Source organism: Ferrimonas pelagia, from assembly GCF_039543565.1.
Taxonomy (GTDB): Bacteria; Pseudomonadota; Gammaproteobacteria; order Enterobacterales; family Shewanellaceae; genus Ferrimonas; species Ferrimonas pelagia.
This window is the reverse complement of record NZ_BAABJZ010000092.1, coordinates 38,406-63,924: the sequence shown is the minus strand read 5'-3', so window position 1 is coordinate 63,924 and position 25,519 is coordinate 38,406. Positions and strand designations below refer to the sequence as shown.

Below are 25,519 nucleotides of genomic sequence, written 5' to 3'. Positions count from 1 at the left end.
TCATCGGTGCAAGCACATGTGGCAACTAATCAGGCGGGTGAAGTACTTCATGAACAACGCCTCACCATTCCCGGGTGGTGGTCATGGATTGCAGAAACTGGAGCACAATTAGGATCAGTTATTTAGGTGATCCTTAACCATGATGCCAACTGCCGCGAATGGAGCCGGACCATTCAGCATCAGCACGCCACTGAGCACCCCGGCGAACAGACCGATCACCACATTGCGGGTTGTCAGTGACAGGGCCAGGGTAACGATGATGGGGATGAGTGAGCTGATCGTTGCAGGCTCCATGGCGTCTCCTTTCGAGCGGTAAGATGTCGTTTGCCGTGCCGGGCGACGGCGACGCGTGCCGGATTCGGAGCAGACAGAGTGAAGCTTGGTGGCAGGAAAGCAAAACGCGGGTGATTGGATCGGTGCAGGGGTTATCGCGGGATTGATGATGCTGATATTGAGGCTTGAGTTGGGATGAAATCATGCAAAAAGGGATGGCCAAAGCCATCCCTTTTGTTATTGGCGCACTGCGCTAGCGCATCGTACAATACTCTTCGGCGCTGGTAGGGTGTAGGGCGACGGTGGCGTCAAAGTCGGCCTTGGTGGCGCCCATCTTCACGGCGACGGCGAAGCCTTGCAGAATTTCGTCCATGCCCAGACCGATGCCGTGCAGGCCGACGATCTTCTCATCGGGGCCGGCACAGACCAGCTTCATCTTGGTGGCCTGGCGGTGGGCGGTGACGGCGGTGTACATGGCGGCGAAGGAGGAGGTGTAGACCTTGATGTTGTCGTCACCGTACTGCTCGCGCGCCTGAGATTCGGTCAGGCCTAGGGTGCCGATAGCTGGGTGGCTAAAGACCACGGTGGGCACCAGCGAGTAATCCATCTTGGCATTGGGCTGGCCGCCAAACAGGCGCTCGGACAGGGCGCGACCGGCTTTAACCGCCACCGGGGTCAACTCAATGCCGCCCTCCATGATGTCACCGACGGTGTAGATCCCAGGCACGTTGGTGTTTTGGTATTCGTCCACCGGGATAAAGCCGCGCGGGTTGGTTTGCACGCCGGAGGCTTCGAGGTTGATCTTGTCGGTGGCCGGCTCGCGGCCGATGGCCCAGATCAGGCTGTCGACGTTGAGGCTTTCGCCGTTTTCCAACTGCAGGGTGAGGCTACCGTCGTCCTGTTTCACCACTTCTTTCGGGATGGAGTGGGTGTGCAGGGTTGGGCCTTCGGCCTGCATCAGCTCGACCAGGGTGTCGGTGATCATGGGATCGAAGTTACGCAGCGGCGCGTGTTTGCGCACCAGCAGGTGGGTTTCACTGCCCAGCGCGTGCAGTACGCCCGCCAGTTCAACGGCGATGTAGCCGGCGCCGATCACCGCAACCCGCTTAGGCTGCTCGGTCAAATCGAAGAAGCCGTTGGAGTCGATGCCGTGCTCGGCACCGGGAATGTTGGGGATGGTTGGGCGGCCGCCGACGGCGATCAGGATATGATCGGCGGTGTAGTGCTCGCCGTTCACTTCGACGGTCTTGCTGTCGACGAACTTGCCGAAGCCGCGCACCAGGGTGACGCCATTGCTTTCCAGGCCGCGATCGTAGCCGGCGTGGATGCGCTTGATGTAGGCCTCACGGCTGTCGACCAGCTTGCCCCAATCGAACTTATTGAGGGTGGTATCAAAGCCATAATCCGGGCCATACAGCTTGATGGCTTCGGCCACCTGGGCGCCAAACCACATCACCTTTTTCGGCACACAACCGACGTTCACGCAGGTCCCGCCCAGGTGCTGGGCTTCGATCAGCAGTACCTTGGCGCCGCGCATGGCGGCGCGGTTGGCGGAGGCGATCCCGCCTGAGCCGGCGCCGAGAACGATGTAGTCATATTGCTGTGCCATGAAAATGATCCTTTTGATTTAACGCCTAACGTTTGCTCTGTGCTTGAGGCCCAACCAGTTGTGGGCCGAAAGAGTATGGCGATGTTGTACCTGTAACTGGGGTTGGGCTCAATTGAAAACAAGGGATTGCCCCTATCGGTTTCTGCCGGCCTCACGTCTGGAGCCGTCGCTGAAACGTTAGTCTGGCGTACCCGTCTGAGGCGTGTCTTGTTGTCGATCAACCGGCGGGCTTAATTGTTGGGCCGGTGATGGACGCGCTACTCGCCGCATCGGCCGCGTTTTTTAGTAAGAACGTGGCAGGCCGTGATCTCGATCATGCCGGTTGTGATATCGTTGAGAATACAATTTATTCGCAATGGTGAGTTAATTCCCATTTTTAGACTGTGTGAGCGACATTAATGAAGCGATCTCTTGTGGCGGTGGCCTTTGTGGTCTCCGGCGGGGCCTATGCCGCCGATATTGAATTGGCGCTGGGGTATGACAGCAAGTACCTCTCCGAGGGCCGGGACAACCTGGATGAGGGGGGGATCGCCTGGGCCGAAGGCGTTGCCGCGTTTGATAACGGCGTGGCGCTGTCTCTGGCCTATGGCTATGCCACCGATCCCAACGAGGATTACGATGAGCTCAATGTGGGTGTCGAGTATGGCGTGGAGCTGGGCGATCTGAGCGTGTATGGCAGCTATACCCGGCTGGAGTTCTTTGAGGATGGCGAGTCCGACAATGAGCTGGGCGCGGGGCTTCTCTACGGTGGACTGGATTGGTTTGAGCCGTTTGTCGATTACGTCTACAGCAGTGAGGCCAAGGGCAGTTTTGTCGAGATGGGGATCCAGCGTGAGTTTGAACTGACCGAGCGTGTGTCGCTGAAGCCTTATGTCATTGCTGGACTGGATTATGGCTACGCCAATCCGGATCACAGTGGGCAGAACCATATGGCCGTGGGGGCGGAGATCGCGTTCCAGCTGACCGAGCGGTTGGCGCTCACCGGTTTGATCGAGCATACCGAGGCACATCGTCAGGTGGTGCGCGAGGAAGGGATCGAGCAGAGCCATACCTGGGCGGGTGTCCATCTGGTGATGCGGTTCTAATTCGTGCTGCCAGGCGGGAGCGTTGGCATTCGCGCTGCGCTCGATAGGTGATGGTTCGGTATTGCGTCACGCACTCGGGACGGGCGTGCTTTGCGGGTTGGGCTTACGGACATTGGCGCTCGGTGCCTGGTTTGCGCTCAAAGCCGATGACGCCGCCGGCCCCGATCTCGACATCGCAGCAGGCGGTTAAGCGTTCGCGCAGCTTGGCCCGGCCCCGCTGGATCCGACTTTTGGCGCCGGACAGGGACAGGCCGAGCCGATCGGCCACCCGCTGTTGGCTTAAGCCTTCAAGCTCGGCCAGTTGCAGTGGCAGGCGATAGGATTCGGGCAGCTGCTCGATCAGCGGTCGCAGGCAGAGGGCCATCTCGCGATGGGCGTTTTGGCCGTGATCGGCCTCCACTGCGGCCAGATCGTCTGGCAGCTCATCGAGCGGCTTATGGGCGCGAAAGTGATCCATAATGACGTTGTAGGCGATGCGATAAAGCCAGCCGGTTAGGCTGCCCTGGGCCTTGAGTTGATGCAGCTTGGTGTGGGCCTTGATGTACACCTCCTGCAGGATGTCATCAACCGCCGCGGGATCGTCGACGCGCTTGCTGATGTAGCTGCGCAGTTGCGTTTTGTGCTGTTGCCAATGGGTCTGCATGACAGCCCTCCCTCATGAGTTAATTCAGTCTAAGTTACCCAGACGGCCTTATCGGCAAAAAGACGCAAGTTTGTGTCAGCCCATTTTCACGGCGCGCGGCCAGTGCGTCGCGTGCTCTGAGCAGGGTATGCGCTGCACTCACCCAACCGCGCCATTTTCTCTTATCTGCCATCGTGCCACGGCGCTTCAGCGGTAGGCGTTGCGCTCTGCTGTCGCCTTGCGTGTTCCGACGAGGTGCCACGTCGCTGGCCACGGTTTGACGGCTTGGCGACGCGACTCGCTGAGGAGGGCGGGACTCAGCGCGTGGTCATTTCATGGAGCGCCGTGCTGGCTCAGGCGGTCCTTTATGGCTGAGGGGCGATCATTCATCGGGATCGGTTAATCCGGCATAAGGCACGCCCGCCATGGCGACCAGCTCGCGATCGAGGGTGGCAAGATCCCCCAGTGAAAACTGGTTGAGATGAGCATGGCCGCAGGCGCGGGCCAGCATTTTCATCAATTCGGTGGCGTTATTGAGGAATTGGCCGACCCGCTGGGCCCCGGCGTCGGCGTCGAGGCGGGCGCGCAGTTTGGGATCTTGAGTGGCGATCCCGGCCGGGCACTGATTGGTGTTGCACATGCGCGCACCGACGCAGCCCAGTGCCTGAATGCCGGCGTTGGCCAGGGCGATGCCATCGGCGCCCAATGCTAGGGCCTTGACATAGTCGGCCGGGGTGCGCAGGCCGCCGGTGATGATCAGTGTGATGTCGCCCGCGCCCTGGCTGTCCAGATAACGCCGAGCGCGGGCCAGTGCCGGGATGGTGGCGACACTGATGTTGTCGCGCAGCAGTTGCGGCGCGGCGCCGGTACCGCCGCCACGGCCATCGAGAATGAGGTAATCGGCGCTGGCGTCGAGCGCGAACTGGATATCCTGCTCGATGTGGTTGGCGGATAGCTTGAAGCCAATGGGAATGCCGCCGCTGATCTCCCGCACCCGATCGGCGCAGCGACGAAAGTCCTGCGGGCTGGTGAGATCGCGAAAGTGGGCGGGGGAGATGGCGTCCTGACCGGGGGCCAGGCCGCGCACCGCGGCGATCGCTTCGGTGACTTTGGCGCCGGGTAGGTGGCCGCCGACGCCGGTTTTGGCGGCTTGGCCGGCCTTGAAGTGAAACGCCTGCACCCGCTGCAGCTTGTCTTCGCTAAAGCCGAACTTGGCGCTGCCCAGCTCATACAGATAGCGGCTGCAGGCGCGCTGCTCGGCCGACAGCATACCGCCTTCGCCGGAGCAGATAGCGGTGCCGGCGGCTTCTGCGCCTTGGGCCAGGGCGGTCTTGGCTTCGCTGGACAGGGCGCCAAAGCTCATGTCGGAGATCAGCAGTGGTGTCTTCAGTCGCAGCGGTTTTTTGGCTCTGGGGCCGATGATCAGCTCGGTGCCGACCGGTGCGCCGTCGAGCAGGGGGACGTTGGCCAGTTGTGCCACCATCAGTTGAATGTGACCCCAGCTGGGCAGGCGGTTGCGGGGCACGCCCATGGCGACCATGGGGCCGTGCGGGCCCAGCTCAGCGCGAGCCAATTGATGGATCAGCGCGACATGGGGCTCCTCGGGCGTGGGCTCGGCTTGGGGGGCGGCGAGGATCTGGCTGGCGGGCTGGCCGATCTGATCGGCGCTGAGGGCTTTATGGCTGCCGTCGCAGTAGGGCTGATTGCCGCTTTGCTTGCACTGACATAGGTAGAACTCGCCGTCGCGCTCCGGCTTGAAGGCTTGCGGGTTAAGTCCGGTGCCTTTGTGGCTACCGTCGCAAAACGGTTGTTTGTTCGAGCGGCCGCAGCGGCAGAACCAATACTCTTTGTCCGCTTGCAGGGTGATCTTGGCGGGTTGGATCGCGGCGATCCGGGGCTTTTCCATGACTGCAGCCTCTTTTCGGTTGGGGAGGATAAAGCCTAGACCAGGCTTTTGATCCGCTCCGCTTGAGTTTATCGCTGATCGGCCCCACCTTTGGGGTATGCACGCCACGCTTTGCGTTGGCCATTTGCCACGGAATCAAGGAGTTTTTATGTCCAATCCATTGCTGGATCCTCAGGATCTACCGGCGTTTTCCCAGATCAAACCTGAATATGTAGAGCCCGCGGTCACAGCGGCGCTGGATCATTGCCGCGCGGTGGTGGAGCAGACCTTGGCCGCTGGCGGCCCTTGGCATTGGGACAATCTGGTGGCGCCGATCGATGCGGCGGAGGATAAGTTGTCGCGGATCTGGTCGCCGATCGGTCATATGAATTCGGTGGTCAGCAATGACGCACTGCGCGCGGCCCATGACGCGTGTCTGCCGCTGTTGTCCGAGTACAGCACTTGGTTGGGTCAACACAAGCCGCTGTATGACGCCTATAAGGCGCTGGCGGCCAGCGAGGGTTTCGCGGCGCTGAGTCAGGCGCAGCGCAAGGTGATCGACAATGCTTTGCGTGATTTTGAGCTGTCCGGCATTGGTTTGCCCGAGGCTGAGCAGCAGCGTTACGGCGAGATCGTCAGCCGTCTGTCTGAGCTGTCGAGCCAGTATTCCAATCAGGTGCTGGATGCGACCAATGCCTGGACCAAGCTGATCGCCGATGAAGCCGAGCTGGCGGGCCTGCCGGAGTACGCGTTGGCGGCGGCCAAGCAGGCGGCCGAGCTGCGCGAGATGGAAGGTTACCTGTTGACCTTGGAGTTCCCCTCCTATCTGGCGGTGATGACCTACGCTGATGACGCCGAGCTGCGTCGTGAGGTGTACACCGCGTTCAGCACCCGGGCGTCGGATCAGGGCCCGCACGCGGGTCAATACGATAATGGCCCCTTGATGGCGGAGATCCTGGCGCTGCGCCACGAGCTGGCGCAGTTGCTGGGTTTTGACAGCTACGCGCATAAGTCGCTGGCCACCAAGATGGCCCAGACGCCGGATCAGGTGGTGAGCTTCCTCAATGAGCTGGCCTTGGCCTCCAAGGAACAGGGCTCGGAAGAGTTTAAGACGCTGGCCCAGTACGCCAAGGCGGAGTTTGGCCACGATGCCCTTAATGCTTGGGATGTGACCTACTTTGCCGAGAAGCAGAAGCAGGCAAAGTATGAGATCAGCGATGAGCAGCTCAAGCCCTATTTCCCCGAGGATAAGGTGCTGTCCGGCTTGTTCTACACGGTAGAGCGCCTGTTTGGCGTCAAGGTCGCTGAGCGCGACGGTGTCGATCGCTGGCACGACGATGTGCGTTTCTTCGATATCTTGGAGGCCGATGGCAGCGTGCGCGGCAGCTTCTATCTGGATCTGTACGCTCGTCAGCATAAGCGTGGCGGCGCTTGGATGGACGACTGTCAGGGGCGCAACTTGCGCCTAGATGGCAGCCTGCAGAAGCCGGTGGCCTACTTGACCTGTAACTTCACCTCGCCGGTGGGCGATCAGCCTGCGCTGTTTACCCACGACGAAGTGGTGACTCTGTTCCACGAGTTTGGTCATGGCATTCACCATATGCTGACCCGCATTGACGCGTCCGGCGTGGCCGGGATCAACGGCGTGCCGTGGGACGCGGTGGAGTTGCCGAGCCAGTTCCTGGAAAACTGGTGTTGGGAGGAGGAGGCGCTGGCCAAGATCTCCGGCCACTTTGAAACCGGCGAGCCGCTGCCGAAGGCGATGCTGGATAAGATGTTGGCGGCGAAGAACTACCAGAGCGCCATGGTGATGCTGCGCCAACTGGAGTTCGGCCTGTTCGATTTCCGCATGCATCTGGAATACGCCGGTGACGATAACATTCAGTCGATGCTGGATGAGGTTCGTGGCCAGGTGGCGGTAGTGAAGGCGCCGGAGTTCAACCGCTTCCAGCATGGCTTTAGCCATATCTTTGCTGGCGGCTATGCTGCGGGCTACTACAGCTATAAGTGGGCCGAGGTGCTGTCGGCCGACGCGTTCTCCCGGTTCGAGGAGGAGGGCATTTTTAACCCGGAGACGGGCCAATCCTTCCTGGAGAGTGTGTTGGAGCGGGGCGGCAGCGATGAGCCGATGGCGCTGTTCACCCAGTTCCGCGGTCGGGAGCCGAGCACCGAGGCGCTGTTGCGTCATAGCGGCATTCGAGGCTAATTCCCAATACGGGTAAGAGATCGACCTAGGTAAGGGCCAGAGATTTGATCTCTGGCCCTTTTCTGTGTGGTACCGCGTTGCAGTCCGGACCTTTTCGACCCACCCTGTCTCTAAGACGATACGGACGTTGTCGGAGGGAGATATGGAGTTGGTATGGCGGCGCTGTCTGGGGCTGATCCTTGGACTGTTTGTATTGGGCGCACTGATATTGTTGCTGGGGTTCTTGAGCATCATGGGATGGGCGCCAAGCCTGATGATCGGTGTGCTCTCGATCGAGCCTGGTGTCATCATGTTGCTCGGCTCGATGATGATGTTGCCCTATCCCTGGATCAAACTGCTCAGTTGACCTCCCCCGCCAAGTAGCGTTGGCGACGGCAAGCCATCTTTGTGAAACCGTGGGGGTCAAGCCCCTCTGCCCCCTCCCTCTGCGTTTCGCTGCTCCCTCGCTTAAGGCGCGCTTCAACGGACACGCTGGAAGTCGCCTTTTTTCAACAGCGCAAGCGGCCAGCCGCTTTCGAGAATGACTCCGTCCAGCTCCCGGTCTGCCTTCACGCACCAACGTTCAGCGCTGCACTAGGCGGCCTAAAAACGACGTAGGGCTCCACAGTTACTTAAGACACAGCCTTTATTTTTGCTTGGATTGTCATTAAATGGGTTGCCTGTTTTGTGTACAGATCACAAAGGTTGATTGCCATTCGACTGATTGTTGGGCCAGTGTTTTGTCATGGCGTTGTTACCTAGCAGAGCATGAGCTATGCCCAGAAATTAACTTGGCGGACAATTCCACTAACCGGCGATCCAAAATGCGTCCGTGATCAATCGCAACTAATTGTACACAAAGGTTTTATTACTCTGTTTGTGTGATCTGTAACGCAGTTGCCTGAAGATGATTTTGGTTTGATGTCGTTGAGGATCTCTGGCCCAGTCGGCAGTGGCAGTCCGGAGTCGATAAAATCACTAAGGGATAAAAACATGAACAAGTCGGAACTGTTCAAATCACGCGAGCAGCGGATCTTGGCGGCAGCCTTGACCACTGCTCGCAGTAAAGGCGCATTGGATTTTCGCATGGCGGATGTCGCTCGGGTTGCTGAGTGCTCGGTCGGTACCTTGTATGGCCATTTTTTAAGTAAGGAAGATATGATGGCGGCCCTGGTTCAGGTCGCCCTTGAGCGCCGCCAGTTGTGGTTCCAGCAGGTTAAGGAGATGCCTTTGTCTGCGGTGGAGCGCGTGGTGGTGTTATTGCTGTCTGAGCGGACTCGATTGGTTCAGGATGAGGTCTTGGCCCAGTTAGAGATGCTGGTGAACTTCTCTGAGCTGTGGCGTCGGGCGGCGGATCAACGTCAGATCGCGCTGCGCAACGCGGTCAATGAGCTGAGCGGCGTGCTGCACGAAGTGCTGACGGCGGCGGTTGACGCGGGTGAAGTGGTTCTGGACGCTGAGCAGATCGACAGCTTGGCTGAGCGCTGTCGTGCTCTGATGCTGGGCTTCCAGATGCAGGCATCGCGTCAAACCCTGGCGCCGGCTAAAGTCCTGCGTGATGACGCGGTGATGATGGACGCCTTGGTGGAGACTCTGATGAGTGCGGGCCTGGCGCAGCCGGGTGAGCAGTGGCAGCACCGTTGTGTTGAGGCGCTGGCTCACAGCGATCTGCAGTTGGATAGCCCGCTGCTCGCCGACGACGCGGCTTAACCGTCACGCCGGGTTGATAAGGGCTGGCGCACGCCAGCCCTTGCTGATCCTGGCTCGATCCACTACTCTCCCGCTGCTCCCCCCCTGGAGTGAAACCATCCCCGGAGAGTCATGTATTCCATCTTCCTTGATACCACCGGCGAACGCCCGGAAGCCCTGCTATCCCTGACCCAGCGTTGGCCACTCCAGCACGATGAACAGGCCCAGTTTCGTCTGGTGTTTGAGCAGGATCGACTGCGTTTGTACGATCGGCATCAACCCAAGCTCGGCGCCATTGAGGTGGATCTGATCGGCGGTGCGGTGGCGCATCGGCGCAAGTTCGGTGGTGGGCGTGGCCAGTCCATCGCTAAGGCGGTGGGGCTGAAAAGCGGTGCGATGCCCACGGTGGTGGATGGCACCGCCGGTTTAGGCCGGGATGCGTTTGTGTTGGCCAGTCTGGGCTGTCAGGTGATCTTATTGGAGCGTCACCCAGTGGTGGCGGCGCTGCTGGAGGATGGTCTGCGCCGTGCCGGTGAGGATGCGGAGATCGGCCCTTGGGTGCGTGAGCGGATGCGCCTGTTTCCGGGCAACAGTATTGAGGCGTTGGCGCAGCTGGAGCAGCAGCCGGACGTGGTGTATCTCGATCCTATGTATCCGCACCGGGCCAAATCGGCTCAGGTGAAGAAGGAGATGCGGGTGTTTCAGGATCTGGTCGGCGCGGATCTGGATGCCGATGGCCTGCTGGCACCGGCCCTGCAGCTGGCACGCAAGCGGGTGGTGGTGAAGCGGCCCGATTACGCCGAGGATCTGGCCGGGCAGAAGCCAACCATGGTGATCGCCACCAAGAAGAACCGCTTCGATGTCTATGTTCAGGCGGCCAGATCGTAATCAATGACGCCGGTGTACCAGTGGCTGAGTCCACAGCAAGCCCCCTTGGCGGGGCGCTTTTATGCCAGCGAGGGCGATAAAAGCTCGGTGCGCCGGGATGAGCGCATCGCTGTGGCGCGTCTCGAAGGGCGCATTGTGGCGGCGTTGCGGTTGAGTCCCAGAGAGGGTCACACCTTGCTGCGGGCGCTGCGGGTGGCCCAGTCACATCGAGGCCAAGGCCTGGCCCGTGGCCTGCTCCGCTTTGCGCTGACAGACAGCAATGCGCCGATCTGGTGCTTTGCGTTGGCGGATCTTACCCCCTTTTACCTCACTTTGGGCTTTATTGAGCGCTCGACGGCCCCGGCGGCGATCCTCGGCCCGTTTCAGGCTTACGCTCAGCGCCAGCCGCTGCGATTGATGTGTTTTGCCGCGACCGAAGGATCCGCCAACTGATTTTGGATCTGACCGGAAAGCTGCGAGAATGTGGCGAGTTCGATAACAATATTGGTGTAACAAGGAGTTCACTATGTTAGCGCAAGCCATGGTCAATAAGCTGAACGAGCAGATCAATCTCGAGTTCTACTCTTCCAACCTGTATCTGCAGATGAGCGCCTGGTGCGAAGATAAGGGGTTCGAGGGGGCGGCTCGGTTTATGCTAGCCCATGCCGATGAGGAGATGGGTCATATGCGGCGGCTGTTTACCTATGTCGGAGAAGCGGGCGGCTTGCCGATGATCGGCGCGATCGAGGCACCGACCCACGAGTTTGACGGGCTAAAAGATCTGTTCGCCAAAACCTATGAACATGAGCAGTTGGTGACGCGTAAGATCAACGAACTGGCCCACGCAGCCTTCACCAATCAGGATTATTCGACCTTTAACTTCCTGCAGTGGTATGTGGCTGAGCAGCACGAAGAGGAGAAGCTGTTTAAGGGGATCTTGGACAAGATCGAGCTGGTCGGCGCTGAGGGGCAGGGCCTGTACCTGATCGATAAGGAGCTGGCGCAGATGGCCACCCAAGAGGGTCAGAGCGTGATGTCACCCCAGGGCTGATCACGGGCTCATGGCGGGCGCCAGTGGCAATGCTGGCGCCTCAGCAACAAGCTGATACTATCGCTGCATCACCTCCTATTTTTCTATGCTTATGAACGATCTGGAACTGGTTCGTCAGCTCGACCGTCGCTTGCTGGATGATTATCAGCTAGCCCGCAACTACTGTCTCGATGTGCCGACCTATGCCTTGGTGCATCTGCGCTCGGTGGCCCACCATCTGACCAGTTGGTTGGGCGAGCAGTTCCAGATCGAGTTTCGCAGTAAAAATCTGTACGACCGGATCGAGCAGTTGGCCAAGAGTCGGCATATCGATATGCGTCTGGCGCGCAAGCTGCACAAGCTGCGCAATGATGGCAATAAGGGCGCGCATCCGGAAAAGTATCGATTGGCACCGGAGCAGCTGGTGCAGTTGGCGGCCAAATGCGTCAAAGACGCCGCTCGGCTGTGCGCCGAGGTGTTTCCGCTGTTGCGGGGGCAGCCGGCGCCGGACTGGCAGTTTGAGCCGGTGGATGCCGAGGCGGGACGAGAGCTGTGCTATCAAGCGGTGATGCAGGATGACGCCGAGGCGCAATACCTGGTGGGACTCTCATTGAAATCCCGCGGCCTGCTGCAGCGCCAGCGCGAGCATTCGTTCGCGCTGGCTAACGACAGCGAAGCGCCGGATCTGCAGGCGTCGACGGCGGATCTGGCTCAGGCGGCCTATTGGTTTGCCAAAGCCGCGGAGCGCCACGATGGTGCCCGCTTCGAGCACGGCGTGTCCTTGCTGCATGGCTATTCCGGCACACCGGATCCGGATCAAGCCCTGCTGTTGATCGAAGCCGCAGCGGCAGCCAAAAATGCCGATGCCTTGGCGCTGTTGGGCTACTTCTATCTGACCGGCAGCCATGGCTATCCGCCGACGCCGATCCAAGCCGAGCTCTATCTGAGCGCGGCGGCCGAGCAGGAGCAGCCAGAGGCGATGGCCAATCTGGCGGTACTCTATTATCAACGCGAGTTGGGCCACTGTGATTGGGCGCAGGCGCGTCATTGGGCTGAGCAGGGCGCGCGCGCAGGTTACCCCCATGCACAATATCAGCTGGCGGTGATGCTGTTTGCGGGCGAAGGTGGTGAAGCCGATCCCACCGCGGCGTTGGACTGGCTGCAAAGTGCCGCCGAGCAGCATTATCCGGAGGCCTTGGCCGATCTGGCTCAGCGGGTGCTGGACGGCGATGGGATCGACGCCAACCCCGCCAACGCGGATGCGCTCTATCGCGAGGCGATCCGCCATGGTCGGTTACCGCGCGCCCTGTTTGAGCTGGCGCTGGCCCACTTTGATGGGGAGATCCCGCAGCGGGATCTCGTCGCTGCCGGCCACTGGCTGCATGAGGCCTATCTGCGCGCCCCCAGCGGCAGCGAGCTGGCACTGGCGATCTGGCAGCTGGCGCCGGAGCTGGTGAGCCAGCTGGATGGCGATCCGCAGTTTGCGCCGGTGCGAGCGCTGTTTGATCCGCAGGGGTATCCGCGGCTTGGACCAGCCCCAGAATAAGACTTGTATGAATTTGTTTCTGGTCGCTATTTTTATCGAGCCTGTCTGTTAGGCTTTTGAATTACTGACACAATTGAACCAAGTGGAGATCGATATGGGGATCCGAACGGCGCTGCTGACGGGGCTGCTGATGCTGTCCTGTGGCGCGCAGGCGACCACCGCCGAGCAGGTACAGAGTTTTACCCTGGATAACGGCATGAAGGTGATGGTGGTGGAAGACGACACCATACCCAATGCCAATATGTATCTGTTTTGGCAGGTGGGCTCACGCAACGAAGTGCCTGGGATCACCGGCCTGTCGCACTTCTTCGAGCACATGATGTTCAATGGCTCGAAGCACTATGGCCCTAAGATGTTTGACCGCACCATGGAGGCAGCGGGGGGACGCAACAACGCCTATACCACGGAGAACCTGACGGTCTACACCAACTGGTTTCCGGCCACGGCACTGGAGGTGATCTTCAGCTTGGAGGCGGATCGGATCGCCCATCTGAACATTGATGCGGAGATGGTCGAAAGTGAGCGCGGCGTGGTGGATTCCGAGCGCCGCACCGGTTTGGAAAACTCCAATTGGCGTGTGCTGCAGGAGGAGGTGAAAGGCAGTGCCTTCCGTGCGCACCCGTATGGCTGGTCGGTGATCGGCCATGAGTCGGATATCCACGCCTGGACTCTGGATGATCTGACCGAATACCACCGCACCTATTACGCCCCCAATAACGCCGTGGTGGTGATCGCCGGGGCGGTCAAGTTTGATCAGGTCAAAGCCTATGCTGAGCAGTATTTCGGTCCGATCCCCGCCCAGCCTGCGCCCGCAGAGGTGCGCACGGTAGAGCCGGTGCAAACCGGAGAGCGTCGGGTGTATGTGCAAAAGGCGTCGGTCTCCAGCCCCAATCTGATGCTGGCCTATAAGGTGCCTGCGGCGAAAGCGGGGGACTACTACGCGTTGGATCTGACCCTATCCTTGCTGACCGACGGCAACAGCGCCCGGCTCACCCGCGCCCTGGTGGATGAGCAGCGTTTGGCCACCGACGTCTTTGGTTATCTGCCGTTGAGTTTTGATCCCAATCTGTTTTATCTGTACGGGATCGCTGCGCCTGGGGTGGACGTGGGCAACCTGGAGGCGGCGATGATCTATGAGATCAACCGTCTGGCCGCAGAGCCGGTGAGCGATGCGGAGCTGGAGAAGGTGAAGAATCGCAAGTTGATGTCGCTGTATGAAGAGCTGGAAACCCAGAATGGCCTGGCCGATAGCCTGGGCACCTACGAGCTGTTCTTTGGCGATCACGCCCAGCTATTTGCTGCGCCACAGGCCTATCAGGCGGTGACGGCGGCGGATATCCAGCGGGTGGCGCAGACCTATTTGATTAAATCCCAGCGCACCGTCGGCGTGTTGGCTGCAGAAGAGGATCAGGACTGATGAAGCATTGGATGATGGCCCTGACGGTGGCAACGCTGGCAGGGTGTGCCAGCACTCAGGCGCCCAAGGGCGCGTCGGACGTGAATGTCGACGCCGAGTTTGTGGTGCCACAGCTCGCCGCTGCCGGCCCGGCGTTTCGCCTGCCGGAGTACGAAACCCTAGTCTTGGATAACGGCCTGACCGTCTATCTGATGGCCAACAGCAAGGTGCCCTTGCTGACCGCCACCGCCGTGGTGCGTGCCGGCGCCGTCAATGACTCCGAGCCGGGTACCGCCGCCCTGACGGCCGAGGGGTTGCTGCTGGGCACCAGCGAAACCGATAAGCGTGCGCTTGAGCAGACCATTGAGGGGCTGGGCGCCAGTATCCAAGCCCACAGCGGCAAAGAGGGCACGCAGATCTCGGCCAAGTTTATGAGTAAGGATCTGGAGACCATGCTGCCGTTGCTGGCGGAGGTGCTGATCCAGCCTGACTTCCCACGGGATGAGGTCGAGAAGGCGCGGCAGCGTTACTTGGCGATGCTCGATCAGCAAAAAGAGAGCCCACGTCAGGTGGTGAATTACTACTTCGATAGCCTGCTCTATGGCCAGCACCCTTACGCCAATGCCAGCGTGGGCGACGCCGATGCGATCGCCGCGCTGGATGCGTTCGATCTTAAGCTGTTTCACGGCAGTTGGTACCAGCCGCGTAACACCGCCTTGATCCTCAGTGGCGATTTTGAGCGTGACGAGGTGCTGGCTCTGGTGCAGCGCAGCTTTGGCCGCTGGCGCGATGGCGATACGCCGACACCGCCGGATCTGACGCGGGCTGTGACCCACGCCGACGGAGCGCGGGTGCTGTTGGTGGATAAGCCGGATGCGCGTGAGACCACCTTCCTGATCGGCGGCGCTGGCATTGCCCGCACCGATCCGGACTATGTCAGCCTGCAGGTGATCAACACCATCTTGGGCGGCCGCTTTACCTCTTGGCTCAATGATGCGCTGCGGGTCAATGCCGGCCTGACCTACGGCGCGCGCTCCGGCTTCCGTCCACTGGGTCAGCATGGCAGCTTTGCGATCAGCACCTTTACCGCGACGGAAACTACGCAGGCGGCGCTGGATCTGGCGTTAGAGACCTATCAGAAACTGTGGTCGCAGGGGCTGGATCAGGCCACGTTGGACTCGGCCAAGGCCTACGTCAAAGGTCAGTATCCGCCGAAGTTCGAAACCGCCGATCAACTCGGGGCCCAGTTGGCTAGCATGCACCTGTATGGCATGGGGCCGGAGCAGATCAATCGCTTTCAGGCCGAGGTGGATGCACTAACCTTGGACAAGGCACAGGCGCTGATCGAGCGACACTTCCCGAAAGACAACCTGCAGTTTGTTCTGATCGGGCAGGCAGAGGCGATCCGCAAGTTGGCTCAAGGTTATGGTGAGGTCACGGAGGTGGCGATCACCGAGCCCGGCTTTCGCTTTTAACCCTCACTGAGGAGGCGGTAATGACGGTGTTGGTGCTCGGGCTCTTGCTGTTTTTATTGCCTCACCTGGCGGTGGGGACGCGGCTGGCGCAGCGCGCCAAGGTGCGCTTGGGCGCGTCGGCTTATCGTCTCGGCTTTAGCCTGATCGCGCTGCTGGCGCTGGGGCTAATGATCTACGGCATGTCCAGTGCGCCCTTCGTTGCCCTTTGGCAGCCGATGGTGTGGGCGCAACATCTGGCGCCGCTGCTGATGCTGCTGGCGTGCTATCTGTTGTTGCTGTCGCAGCTGGGGGGCGCGCTGTGTCGCTACAGCGCCCACCCCATGTCACTGGCAGTCGCGCTGTGGGCCGTGGCTCATCTGCTGGCCAATGGCGATCTGGCCTCTGTCTTGCTGTTTGCCAGCTTCGCTGGCTTTGCCTTGCTGGCGATCGCCAAGCAGTATCGGCGAGGCGTGCGGCCGCAGCCGAGAGTGGGTCGATTGGGGCGGCGGCATGAGGTGTGGCTGGCCCTGCTGACCCTGGTGCTGTTTGGCTCCCTGGTGTGGCTCCATCCCTGGCTGATGGGCGGCCCGGTCGGGCTGTAGTCGCGCAGTGGCCTGGGTGTGATAGCGCAAAACAGCTCTGGTATAGTGATGGGCAGGATCGTTATTGGAGAGCCGAGATGGCCGTTATCCCTAAGAATTACGCCTCACTGGAGCAGGGCTATCGCGACAAAGCGCTGAAGCTGTTCCCTTGGGTCTGTGGCCGCTGTGCCCGCGAGTTTCAGTATTCCAACCTGCGTGAGCTGACCGTCCACCACGTCGACCATGATCATACCAACAACCCCAGCGATGGCTCCAACTGGGAGCTGCTGTGTTTGTTCTGCCATGACAATGAGCATGAGAAATACACCCAGGCGGCCCAATACGGCAGCACGTTGCAAGCGGGGGAGGATCTCAAGCGTGAGAGCGCGACCCACAACCCGTTTGCCGATCTGGCGGCGATGATGAACAAAAAGAAGTGATCGCGCTTCAGACAACCAAGGCGTCGCAACTGCGACGCCTTTTTTCTTGCTGAATGCTTGGCGCTGTTACAGCAGGCTCTTCACCGTGCGGTAGAAGAAGGCGGCATTGTCGTGGCCGTGGGCGGCCTGCATTTTGGGGAACATGGAGATCGGCGTCATGCCAGGGAAGGTGTTGATCTCGTTTAGGTAGATCTCGCCATCCCGGGTCAGGAAGAAGTCGATGCGGGACAGGTGGCGCAGGTTCAGACCGGTGAAAGCGCGACGGGCGTAGTCCTGCATCTGGGCGATCTGCTCATCGCTCAGATCGCCAGCCTTCACCGCCGTTTCGGTGTGGCTGCTGCTGTCGTACTTCTCCTCGTAGCTGTAGAAGGCGTCGTCCGGGGTGAGGATCTCGCCCGGCGCGGTGATCACCAGTTCGCCGTCGATCTCATAAGCTGCCAGCTCCAACTCTCTGGCCACCAGCGTCTGTTCGACCAGCACGTAGGGGCCGAACGCCAGCGCGTCCTTTAACGCCTGATCCAGCGCTTCTGGGGTTGCCACCTGGTAGCAGCCGACGGAGGAGCCTTGGCTGGCGGCCTTCACAAACAGGTTGCCGTGCTGTGCCAGCATGGCGTGGGCCCGTGTGGTATCGGCCAGATCGGTGACAAAGCAGTATGGGGTGTTGGGGATCCCCAGTGCGGAGAACCACAGCTTGCTGCTGATCTTGTTGATGCACAGCTTGCTGGCTTCGCTGCCGCAGCCCAGGTAAGGCAGGCCGATCAGATCGAAGCTGGCTTGCAGATCTCCGGTTTCGCCGGGAAAGCCATGGATGCAGGGGATCACCGCATCGAGCGGCCACACGTCGGCACTGTCGTCCATCGACTGCAGGCTGCGCTCGGCGGTCAGGCGGTAACGTTTGCCGTCCCGGTCGTGGTAGATCCCGTCGGCATCCAGCTCGAACCGGCGCAGTGCCAGATCGTCGAAGCGGGTCAATAGATCTTCAATAAAGTCGGCGGAGCGCAACGACACTTCATGCTCGGTGTCGCCGCCACCGCACAGCAGGGCGATATGGGAAGGGATCACGGTAAACTCGGTTCCTGGCGGTTAAAACAAGACCCTGCGCCGGTCGATGGCGCAGGGACAAGATCTCGATGGGCCTATTTTATGTCGCGAGCGGCCGGTAAACCACCGGAAGCTTCGGCTTGGTGGACGGCATTGTGGATGGCGGTTTCCATTACCTCCGCGGCGAGAACACCCAAGGTATTGACGTTAACGGCGCCGATCTCGCCGGTTCCTGCGGCGAAGATCACGTCACCATCATTGAGGGTATGCACCGGGCGGATGGCGCGGCCAAAGCCATCGTGGGCCACCTGGGCCACCTTGAGCGCTTCGGATTTGGTCAGGGTGGCGTTAGTGACGATGGCACCGATAGTGGTATTGCGGCCGACAAACCCCGTTGCCGCCGCGCCTTGTTTGATCAGCTCAGTGCCGGAGACAAAGCCGTCGCCTTCGTCGTTGCGGGTGCCGGCGATCTGATCGCCTTGGCGGTTATAGACGTCGCCCCAGGCATTGACGGCGACGATGGCGGCGATCACCAGGCCGTTGTCCAGTGACAGGGTTTCGATCCCCAGGCCGGTCTTGGTGGCGTGGGCCATGCCGCGGATCTTACCGGCGCTAGCGCCGGTTCCTGCGCCGACATTGCCCTGTTTGGCATCAGTCCGGTTAGCGGCGCGGGTGGCGGCGGCGCCCATGGCAAAGTCGGGGCGGGATCTGGGGTTGCCCAGGGCAAGATCAAACAGCACGGCACCGGTGACGATCGGCACCTGGGCCACGCCGGTATCAAAGCCGATCCCATCCCGCTCCAACTGGTGGGCAACGCCGCTCATGGCATCGAGACCAAATGCGCTGCCGCCGGACAGGACGATGGCATGGACCTTATCCACCAGATTTTCCGGCTTGAGCAGATCGGTCTCGCGGGTGCCCGGGGCCGCGCCACGCACATCCACCGAGGCGGTGGCGCCTTGATCGAAGCGCAAGACGGTGATCCCGGTGAGGCCTTCTGGATCGCTGATCTGGCCCAGCTTAAGGCCTTGGATCTGAAACAGCTCGGGGGTGGTTTGGTCGGTAGCGTAGGCGTGACTCAGGCTTAAAAGAAGCGCCATCGCGGCGCCGAGGTAGGCTTTTATCATCTTAATTTGCTGTGTGTTTTGCGGTGATGAAAGCCTAGTGGGGCTCAGCAAAGATGACAAGAGGCGGCGCCGTGAAATACGGCGCCGCGTTAGGCTCAGTGTTGCAGTAGCTGGTTTTGAACGGTTTCCGGCATGATGTCGTAGCGATTGAAGGCCATGCTCATCTGGCCTTCACCGCCGGTTATCGCCTTGAGTCGGGTGGCGTAATCGTCCAGTGCGGCCAGGGGCGCCTCGGCATTGATGGTGACCTGATGGTTGTCACCCGCCTCGGTGCCACACACCATGGCGCGGTGGGCACTGAGATCGCCGGTGATGTCACCCACCTTGTCCTGATTGACCTGAACGTTCATGTCGACGATGGGCTCGAGGATCACAGGTTGCGCCTGCTGCACCGCCTCGAGGAAGGCCTTCTTGCCCGCCATATGGAAGGCGATCTCCTTGGAGTCGACCGGATGGTGCTTGCCATCCAATACCACTACCCGGATATCCTGCATCGGGAAACCGGCGAGGACGCCTTCGTTCATCGCTTCACGCACCCCCTTCTCCACCGCAGGGATAAACTGGCCTGGGATCGCCCCGCCGACCACCTTGCTGGTGAACTCGAAGCCTTGGCCACGGGGCAGAGATTCGACCCGCAGGGCGACTTCGCCAAACTGGCCTGCGCCACCACTTTGCTTTTTGTGGCGGTAGCGGGCTTCGCCATTGCCACTGATGGTTTCCCGGTAGGCAACGGCCGGGCGCTCGGTTTCCATATCGAGCTTAAAGACCTGTTGGGCTTTTTCCAGGGCGATCTGTACGTGCAGATCCCCCAAGCCCTGCAGCACGGTCTGGTTCTCTTCGCTGGCATGATGGATGTGCAGGCTGGGATCTTCGGCGACGAGTTTGTGCAGCACTTCCGCCAGTTTCTGCTCGTCACCACGCTTTTTCGGCCGAACCGCCAAGCCGAACAGCGGCTGGGGCAGGGTGGGCTCGAGCATGTGGAAGTGATCTTCTTCGTGATTGTCGTGCAGGATCGCGCCGACCTCCAGGCCGTCGATCTTGGCCAGTGCGCAGATATCGCCGGGTAATGCCGCCGGGATCTCCAACTGACGTTTGCCCTGCAGTTTGAGCAGATGGCTGATCTTGACCGGCTTGCGCTCGGCGCCGATAAACAGCTTTTGACCGGTGCGCATGCTGCCTTGGTGGATCCGGAACACACCGAGGCGGCCGATAAAGGGATCGATGGCGATACGGAAGACGTGGGCCAGCAGGTGCGCTTCTGGCTCGGCGCTGATGGTGACGGTTTTGGCGTCGTCGCCAAAACCGTTGACGAATTGGGGTGGGTTGGCTTCCATCGGGTTGGGCATCACCTGAGCTAACACATCCAGCAGGTGACCCAGGCCGATATCTTGCTCGGCGCTGGTAAAGCAGACCGGCACCAGTTGCCCCTGACGCAGGGCCTTCTCCAGTGGCGCGTGCAGCTGCTGCGGTGAGATCGACTCATCCTGCTCCAGATAGAGCTCCATCAGGGCTTCGTCTTGCTCCACCACGGTGTCGATCAACTCATCGTGGCAGCTCTTGATGTCGCCAAACAGGGTCGGTGTCGCTTCGTCGGGGTCAAAATAGCAATCGACCACCGACTTGCCGTCGGCGGCGGGCAGATTCAGCGGCAGGCAGCCGTGGCCAAACTGGACCTGGATCTGATCCAGCACCGCGGCCAACTGGGCTTCGTTGCCGTCGATGTGGTTGATCACGATCAGCACTGAGCGGCCCTGGCGGCGGGCGTCCTCGAAGGCGCGCTGGGCGATCTGCTCGATGCCGCGTCCGGCGTTGATCACCAGTAAGACGCTCTCGACGGCGGGCAGTGCCATCTGGGCACGGCCATAGAAATCGGGCAGTCCCGGGGTGTCGATGAGATTGATGTGGTGGTCGTGATGGTCGAGCGAGAGGAATGAGGTTTCGAGGCTGTGATGGTGTTGGATCTCTTGCGGAGTGAAGTCGGCATGGTTAGTGCCGCTGTCGACCCTGCCACGGTGATGGATCGCGTCGGCCCGATAGAGTAGGGCTTCGATTAGACTGGATTTGCCACTGCCGGTATGACCGAGCAGGGCGATATTCCGGATCTGTTCTGTGTGTCGCGCGGGCATACATGCCTCCTTAGGTCCTTGAGTCCCGTCCTTCTTGACTATAGGGGGGCCAATCACGCCGAGACTTGACCGGGATCACTATTGGGCGCGATCCTGATCGAAACGAATAAGCCTTTGGTGAGGATCCAGAATAGTCCTCAAATCGGATGTTAGGAGCGAACAAATGGGACAAGCGAGCGGCTATTTTTCTCAGCAAACATTGGCGTTTTTGACCGAGTTGTACGCCAACAATCAACGCCAGTGGTTTAACGACCGAAAGCCCCGCTACGAAGCCGAGGTGCGCGGCCCGGCGCTGGATCTGATCGCCAGTTTCGCGCCGAGACTGGCCGAGTTTGCGCCCCGCTTTCAGGCGCTGCCGAAAAAGGTTGGGGGCTCCTTGATGCGGCCTTATCGAGATACGCGCTTTGCCAAGGACAAGTCGCCGATCAAAACCAATGTGGGGATCCAGTTTCGTCACGATCTGGGCAAAGACGTGCATGCGCCTGGCTACTACCTTCACGTCGAGCCGGGGCAGTGCTTCCTCGGCGTGGGTTTATGGCGGCCCGATCCCAAGGCGCTGGCGGCCATTCGAGACGCCATTGACCGGTCTCATATCCGCTGGTTAGCGGCGCGGGATGACGGCGAGTTTTGCACCCGCTTTACGTTGCAGGGGAACAGCTTGGTTCGTCCACCCAAAGGGTATGACAAGGACAACCCTATGCTGGCGGATCTTAAGCGCAAGGACTATATCGGGGTGATGCCTTTGCGTGATGAGCAGGTGTTGGGCGAAGGGTTGCTGGACTTGATGGAGGAGGCCTTTGAGGGCGCCGATCCCTTTATGCGCTTCCTGTGTCGAGCGGTGGGGGTGCCGTTTTGAGGCTGTGAAGGGATCATAAAAACGCCGGCGACAGCGCCGGCGTTGGTTGTTTTATCGCTTACTGGCTCGGATCGGACAGACCAAATTCGCCGTCGACCGATCCCTCTGAACGACAAATATCCAGTGCTTGTCGGGCGGAGATCACCTCGCTATCGTCGATCCAGCAGTATTGCTGACCCCCATCGTTATCAGTGAGCTCGCCTGCCACGATGTATTGATCATTGTCTGCCCCAGACACCTCTGGGTTAAACACCATAACCTGGCGACCGATGACCATCTGCCAATCAAAGCTGAAGCTCTCATTGCCACACAGCACCGTGATGGTACCGATTCCCTCTTCGGTGAATTCAAACTTCAGCTGCTCTTCACCGCAGTCGGTTTGACCTTGGGCATCAACGGCATAGACAGTTTGGCCGACGGCAAAGGTGCTTTCGTCAAAGCGGTTGTAGGGTAACTCGGGCTGCTCAAAATAGAAGTCAGTGGGAAAACCGGACTGCTCTGGATCGCAGCCCGCTTCGGCCACTGCAATTGCGGCTTCGGCGGTGCTGATGTCTTCGCTGTCGACCCAGCAAGCTGTTCGGGCATCGACGTCGGTCATCATCTCACCGGCGACCACGAATTGCAGATGAGTGCCGCTAAAGTCGAGCATCAGTACTCGGTTGTCCTGCTCCAGTGCCCAATCAAAGTCATACAACTTGCCATCACATGCCTCTATGGAGGAGCCGGTGCCGTCGGCATTGAACTGCATGGCGTTAGCTAATGTCATGTTCTCACATTGCTCAACGTGGCCTTGGTCGATGGAGGGCTCTTCGAAGTAGACGTCATAGACCGTTTTGTTGTTGAAGCGGTCCGGATCGAACTTGTTTACCGGGGCGGGGCCAACAAGCGTCCCCATGTCCAGTGAGCGTTGGTAGGCTTCGGTAAATTGAGATAAATCCACCGGAGACAAAACATTAATGCGGGGGAAAACGAAGTAGCCGCTTTGGTCTGATATGGCATCGTTAATAAAGTCGTAAGTCAAAATGCTGCGCTCTAGCACCAGATGCCGACCGTCTTCCATGGTGGCAATGACTGTCCAGTTACGCTTGCGAGAAAGGACCATATCCCCATAGTCGAGGCTGCCTTGATAGGAGAATTCATCCTCGGCTTCTTGTTGCCACGTCCACCCATAATCGTTTTCAGCGCCGAAATGCGAGTCATAGTAGGCGTCTGTGCTTTCATCATACTCCTCATATGCACTGACTCGAGCCATGCTGCCATCAGCGCTCAGGGAGTAGCCCCAAATAGAGTTAAATGTTGGCTTATCCGGATTACCAGAGCTCGCCATCCAGCCGTTAATCCACGTGCCCAATATGTAGGGGATCTCTTGGATAAGATCCTGCTCTAAGGTGTTTCTCTCAGGATCAAATTGAGCGATCCAATTAATGCTGCTTTGCTTCAGGGTGCCTTTTTGGGTGGTAAGCACCGCACTGTACAGCCCTTCGCTTTGCGCTATTGCCTGATAGTTCACTGTCCAACCATCATTGGTCGAGAGCACCAGAGATCCATCGGTAAAGTCCCATGCCCCAAGAGGAACACCCTCTGGGTCGGTGATGTTGCCATTTTCTTCGAGGGTGATTTGTACGTGAGCGAAGTATTGCTGCGCTTCAGTGTCGTCCAACCCTTCGAGCATCACGGGCATCGGAAGCGCCCACTGGCCTACGGGGGCTTCCTGCCATAGGGAGTTGATATTGACTGCTGGGTGCCAAAGCTGAGCATAGGTATCTGTTTGCTCATAAGTGGGTAGATCACCGACCCACTCGATGCCAGAAACCTCGCTGAGATCCAGCGTGTAGGAGGAAACGGTTTTGAGTGATACCTTCGCGCTGTCGCTGCCGCTGCCGACAATTTTGGCCACTCTGGTGGAGAGCAATTGACGAATGACCGGGATCGGTTGGAACTGATAATCCTGATCAAGCAGTTGCTGAGCGACGTCTTCACCCCATTGGTCGGCTATGACGCCAATACTCATAAGCTGATAATACACAGCACCGTTTGCTTCATAGAGTAATTGCAGTGTGCCGGCCTCATCGAGTTGCCACTGGGCGCCAATGTCATTGGTGATGCTGTTGTATGAGCCGTGCGCGCCAACGGAGGCGGTGCCGTCTTCATTAAGGTGAAGAACGTCGCCATTAAGCGCAACCCAGCCGGTGGTGATATTGACGGTGTTGACGTTGGTTCCGATCAGCTCTTCGGCGCTAAAGCCTTGGGTTACTGCGGGATCGGTTACCGTGTCTTCGATGGCCTGCGCTAACGCTTCTTCAAAGGCTTCGGTGGGGGCGCCATTCTCGTCGACCAGATCATTCTCTTCCAAATAGCTTTGAATGTTGTCGCTGACGCTGCCGCTGTCCTTGTTCAGGGTCGATAGGATGGTCTCACCCACGGGGACGCTAAAGTCGGGGTCGTCGGCAATGAGTTTGATCAAGCCACTGAGTTCGAGCAATTGGTCGCCATCAAGGGCAGCTTCTGCTTCTGCCAGCGCTTCATCAGTGGCGACCTCGGATCCGGCGGTCAGCAGATAGCTGGCCGTTGATACTTGGGTGATCTTGGTGCGGTGGCTGGCTTCGGCATCAAGGGTAGCGTTGTCGCCAGCCAACTCATTAACCAGGCCAAAGGTTCCGATATTGCTTGCCAACTCAATGTGGGCCTGTGAACCTTCGCCCTTGGCGTTGAGCATCACCCAATCATTCGGGTTCAAATCGCCATCTTGGTACTCGATATCCAGACTGTAGGTACCGTCGGCGGCTGCGGTGGTGGTATAGCTTTGCTCTCCCACGATTGCCGTGATCGCGGCATTGGCAATGGGAGCATCGGTGGCGATCCCGGCGATAGTCAGCGTGTAGGTTGTCGGTGGGGGCGGCTCGACCACAGGTGGCTCTGTGGGATTGCTGTCGCTGCCACCGCCACAGGCGGTGAGCAAAGCGGATAGAGACAGTGCAACTATCCCCGTTTTTAAAAAGTGCATTCCTTGCTCCTTTACGATGGGTACTTGTACGGTCAGAGGGGAACCTCGAGCGTATCACTTAGCGATGATATCTATGTCATGCTGCCTTCTTCTTGGTTGTGGATCAAATTGCCTGGTAAGTTTTAGGGGGGGGAATGGTTGAGTGGCGGCGTTTTTTTCACTAGTGCAAACCCGGTGTATGCATCGCCCAGACCGATCATTTATGCTCCTAGCTGTTTGAGTGAGAGTGATAGGAGATAAACCAATGAAGCTATGGGGCGGTATGGCGCTGGTGGCGCTGTTGGGGCTGGGCGGATGCGGGCCGGCGCCGGAGCCGAAGGCGATGGTTCAGATCTCGGGCGAGGCGTTTTACCGCGAGCGGGTGATCGCGGCGCTAGGCAGCGTGATGACCATCAGCCTGCAAGATGTGTCCCGACAGGATGTGGCGGCGACGGTGATCGCCAAGCAAACTCAGCAGGTTCAGGGGCCGCCGCCGTTTGCCTTTGTGATCGATTACGATCCGGACTTGATCGATCCTCGCATGACCTACTCTTTGTCGGTTCGGATCGAGGAGCGGGGCGAGTTGCGCTTTATCAGTCCGTCCCACGAAAACCCGTTTGAGGGGGACAATCGCATCCTGCTGCAGGCGGTCGGGCAGTAGCCCCGTGCTCAACGGACAAGATCAATCGACAAAAAAGGCCCGCGCTGTCGACAGCGCGGGCCT

At 59.6% G+C, this 25,519-nt stretch carries 22 protein-coding genes; 14 read left to right on the top strand and 8 right to left on the bottom strand.

The features are described 5' to 3' along the window. Positions 1-114: 114 nt before the first annotated feature. Positions 115-294 carry a hypothetical protein gene (locus tag ABEA08_RS15090; RefSeq protein ID WP_345336185.1) on the bottom strand — a complete coding sequence of 60 codons (180 nt, stop codon included), beginning with the start codon at positions 292-294 and terminating at the stop codon, positions 115-117. A gap of 232 nt (positions 295-526) precedes the next feature. Then, complete coding sequence (gene gorA / locus ABEA08_RS15085; protein ID WP_345336184.1) at positions 527-1,882, bottom strand: glutathione-disulfide reductase; 1,356 nt, start codon at positions 1,880-1,882, stop codon at positions 527-529. Positions 1,883-2,280: 398 nt separating this feature from the next. Between gorA and ABEA08_RS15080 the strand changes: the two genes are divergently transcribed. After that, complete coding sequence (locus ABEA08_RS15080) at positions 2,281-2,967, top strand: hypothetical protein (protein WP_345336183.1); 687 nt, start codon at positions 2,281-2,283, stop codon at positions 2,965-2,967. 103 nt (positions 2,968-3,070) lie between these two features. Here ABEA08_RS15080 and sigZ read toward each other — a convergent pair whose 3' ends face one another. Both sigZ and ABEA08_RS15070 read right to left on the bottom strand, forming a co-directional pair. Continuing rightward, complete coding sequence (gene sigZ, locus ABEA08_RS15075; RefSeq protein ID WP_345336182.1) at positions 3,071-3,610, bottom strand: RNA polymerase sigma factor SigZ; 540 nt, start codon at positions 3,608-3,610, stop codon at positions 3,071-3,073. A 361-nt stretch (positions 3,611-3,971) separates the two neighbouring features. Then, positions 3,972-5,495 (bottom strand): glutamate synthase-related protein, encoded by a 1,524-nt coding sequence (locus tag ABEA08_RS15070; RefSeq protein WP_345336181.1) that lies wholly within the window; start codon positions 5,493-5,495, stop codon positions 3,972-3,974. A 148-nt stretch (positions 5,496-5,643) separates the two neighbouring features. Here ABEA08_RS15070 and prlC point away from each other — a divergent pair, with 148 nt between their 5' ends. The 11 genes from prlC to ABEA08_RS15015 all read left to right on the top strand — a co-directional run bounded on the left by prlC (position 5,644) and on the right by ABEA08_RS15015 (position 16,662). Next, positions 5,644-7,680: an oligopeptidase A gene (prlC, locus tag ABEA08_RS15065; RefSeq protein WP_345336180.1), complete on the top strand. Its 2,037-nt coding sequence runs from the start codon at positions 5,644-5,646 to the stop codon at positions 7,678-7,680. Between the two features lie 142 nt (positions 7,681-7,822). Further along, entirely contained in the window at positions 7,823-8,026 is a 204-nt protein-coding gene (locus ABEA08_RS15060; protein WP_345336179.1) for a hypothetical protein, read from the top strand. Between the two features lie 626 nt (positions 8,027-8,652). Continuing rightward, complete coding sequence (locus tag ABEA08_RS15055) at positions 8,653-9,369, top strand: TetR/AcrR family transcriptional regulator (protein ID WP_345336178.1); 717 nt, start codon at positions 8,653-8,655, stop codon at positions 9,367-9,369. Positions 9,370-9,480: 111 nt separating this feature from the next. Further along, positions 9,481-10,236, top strand: a complete 756-nt coding sequence (locus ABEA08_RS15050; RefSeq protein ID WP_345336177.1) for a class I SAM-dependent methyltransferase — start codon at positions 9,481-9,483, stop codon at positions 10,234-10,236. Between the two features lie 3 nt (positions 10,237-10,239). Continuing rightward, positions 10,240-10,668, top strand: coding sequence for a GNAT family N-acetyltransferase (locus ABEA08_RS15045; protein ID WP_345336176.1), 429 nt, complete (start codon positions 10,240-10,242; stop codon positions 10,666-10,668). A 73-nt stretch (positions 10,669-10,741) separates the two neighbouring features. Further along, positions 10,742-11,266, top strand: a complete 525-nt coding sequence (ftnA, locus tag ABEA08_RS15040) for a non-heme ferritin (protein WP_345336175.1) — start codon at positions 10,742-10,744, stop codon at positions 11,264-11,266. A 91-nt stretch (positions 11,267-11,357) separates the two neighbouring features. Further along, the gene (locus ABEA08_RS15035; RefSeq protein WP_345336174.1) at positions 11,358-12,791 is read left to right on the top strand and encodes a DUF4145 domain-containing protein; all 1,434 of its coding nucleotides are present in this window, start codon (positions 11,358-11,360) and stop codon (positions 12,789-12,791) included. Between the two features lie 94 nt (positions 12,792-12,885). Beyond that, positions 12,886-14,208, top strand: coding sequence for a M16 family metallopeptidase (locus ABEA08_RS15030; protein WP_345336173.1), 1,323 nt, complete (start codon positions 12,886-12,888; stop codon positions 14,206-14,208). Beyond that, positions 14,208-15,662, top strand: coding sequence for a M16 family metallopeptidase (locus ABEA08_RS15025; RefSeq protein ID WP_345336172.1), 1,455 nt, complete (start codon positions 14,208-14,210; stop codon positions 15,660-15,662). Before ABEA08_RS15030 ends, ABEA08_RS15025 begins: the two co-directional genes overlap by 1 nt. Before the next feature lie 20 nt (positions 15,663-15,682). Then, positions 15,683-16,243 (top strand): NnrU family protein, encoded by a 561-nt coding sequence (locus tag ABEA08_RS15020; protein ID WP_345336171.1) that lies wholly within the window; start codon positions 15,683-15,685, stop codon positions 16,241-16,243. Positions 16,244-16,320: 77 nt separating this feature from the next. Then, entirely contained in the window at positions 16,321-16,662 is a 342-nt protein-coding gene (locus ABEA08_RS15015) for a YajD family HNH nuclease (protein ID WP_345336170.1), read from the top strand. 66 nt (positions 16,663-16,728) lie between these two features. On the opposite strand, the gene ABEA08_RS15010 is transcribed toward ABEA08_RS15015, so the two are convergent. From ABEA08_RS15010 to fusA, 3 genes are all read right to left on the bottom strand, one after another. Next, the gene (locus tag ABEA08_RS15010) at positions 16,729-17,724 is read right to left on the bottom strand and encodes a D-alanine--D-alanine ligase (protein ID WP_345336169.1); all 996 of its coding nucleotides are present in this window, start codon (positions 17,722-17,724) and stop codon (positions 16,729-16,731) included. Positions 17,725-17,798: 74 nt separating this feature from the next. Beyond that, a complete protein-coding gene (locus tag ABEA08_RS15005) occupies positions 17,799-18,830 on the bottom strand; it encodes a P1 family peptidase (RefSeq protein WP_345336168.1) in 1,032 nt (343 codons plus the stop codon). 95 nt (positions 18,831-18,925) lie between these two features. Next, entirely contained in the window at positions 18,926-20,956 is a 2,031-nt protein-coding gene (fusA, locus tag ABEA08_RS15000; protein ID WP_345336167.1) for an elongation factor G, read from the bottom strand. Between the two features lie 163 nt (positions 20,957-21,119). On the opposite strand from fusA, the gene ABEA08_RS14995 reads away from it, so the two are divergent. Then, positions 21,120-21,812, top strand: a complete 693-nt coding sequence (locus ABEA08_RS14995; protein WP_345336166.1) for a DUF2461 domain-containing protein — start codon at positions 21,120-21,122, stop codon at positions 21,810-21,812. Between the two features lie 58 nt (positions 21,813-21,870). Here the strand turns inward: ABEA08_RS14995 and ABEA08_RS14990 are convergent, their stop codons facing one another. Beyond that, positions 21,871-24,816: a hypothetical protein gene (locus tag ABEA08_RS14990; protein WP_345336164.1), complete on the bottom strand. Its 2,946-nt coding sequence runs from the start codon at positions 24,814-24,816 to the stop codon at positions 21,871-21,873. A gap of 244 nt (positions 24,817-25,060) precedes the next feature. Here ABEA08_RS14990 and ABEA08_RS14985 point away from each other — a divergent pair, with 244 nt between their 5' ends. Next, entirely contained in the window at positions 25,061-25,456 is a 396-nt protein-coding gene (locus ABEA08_RS14985) for a YbaY family lipoprotein (protein ID WP_345336163.1), read from the top strand. The last annotated feature ends 63 nt before the right edge of the window (positions 25,457-25,519 follow it).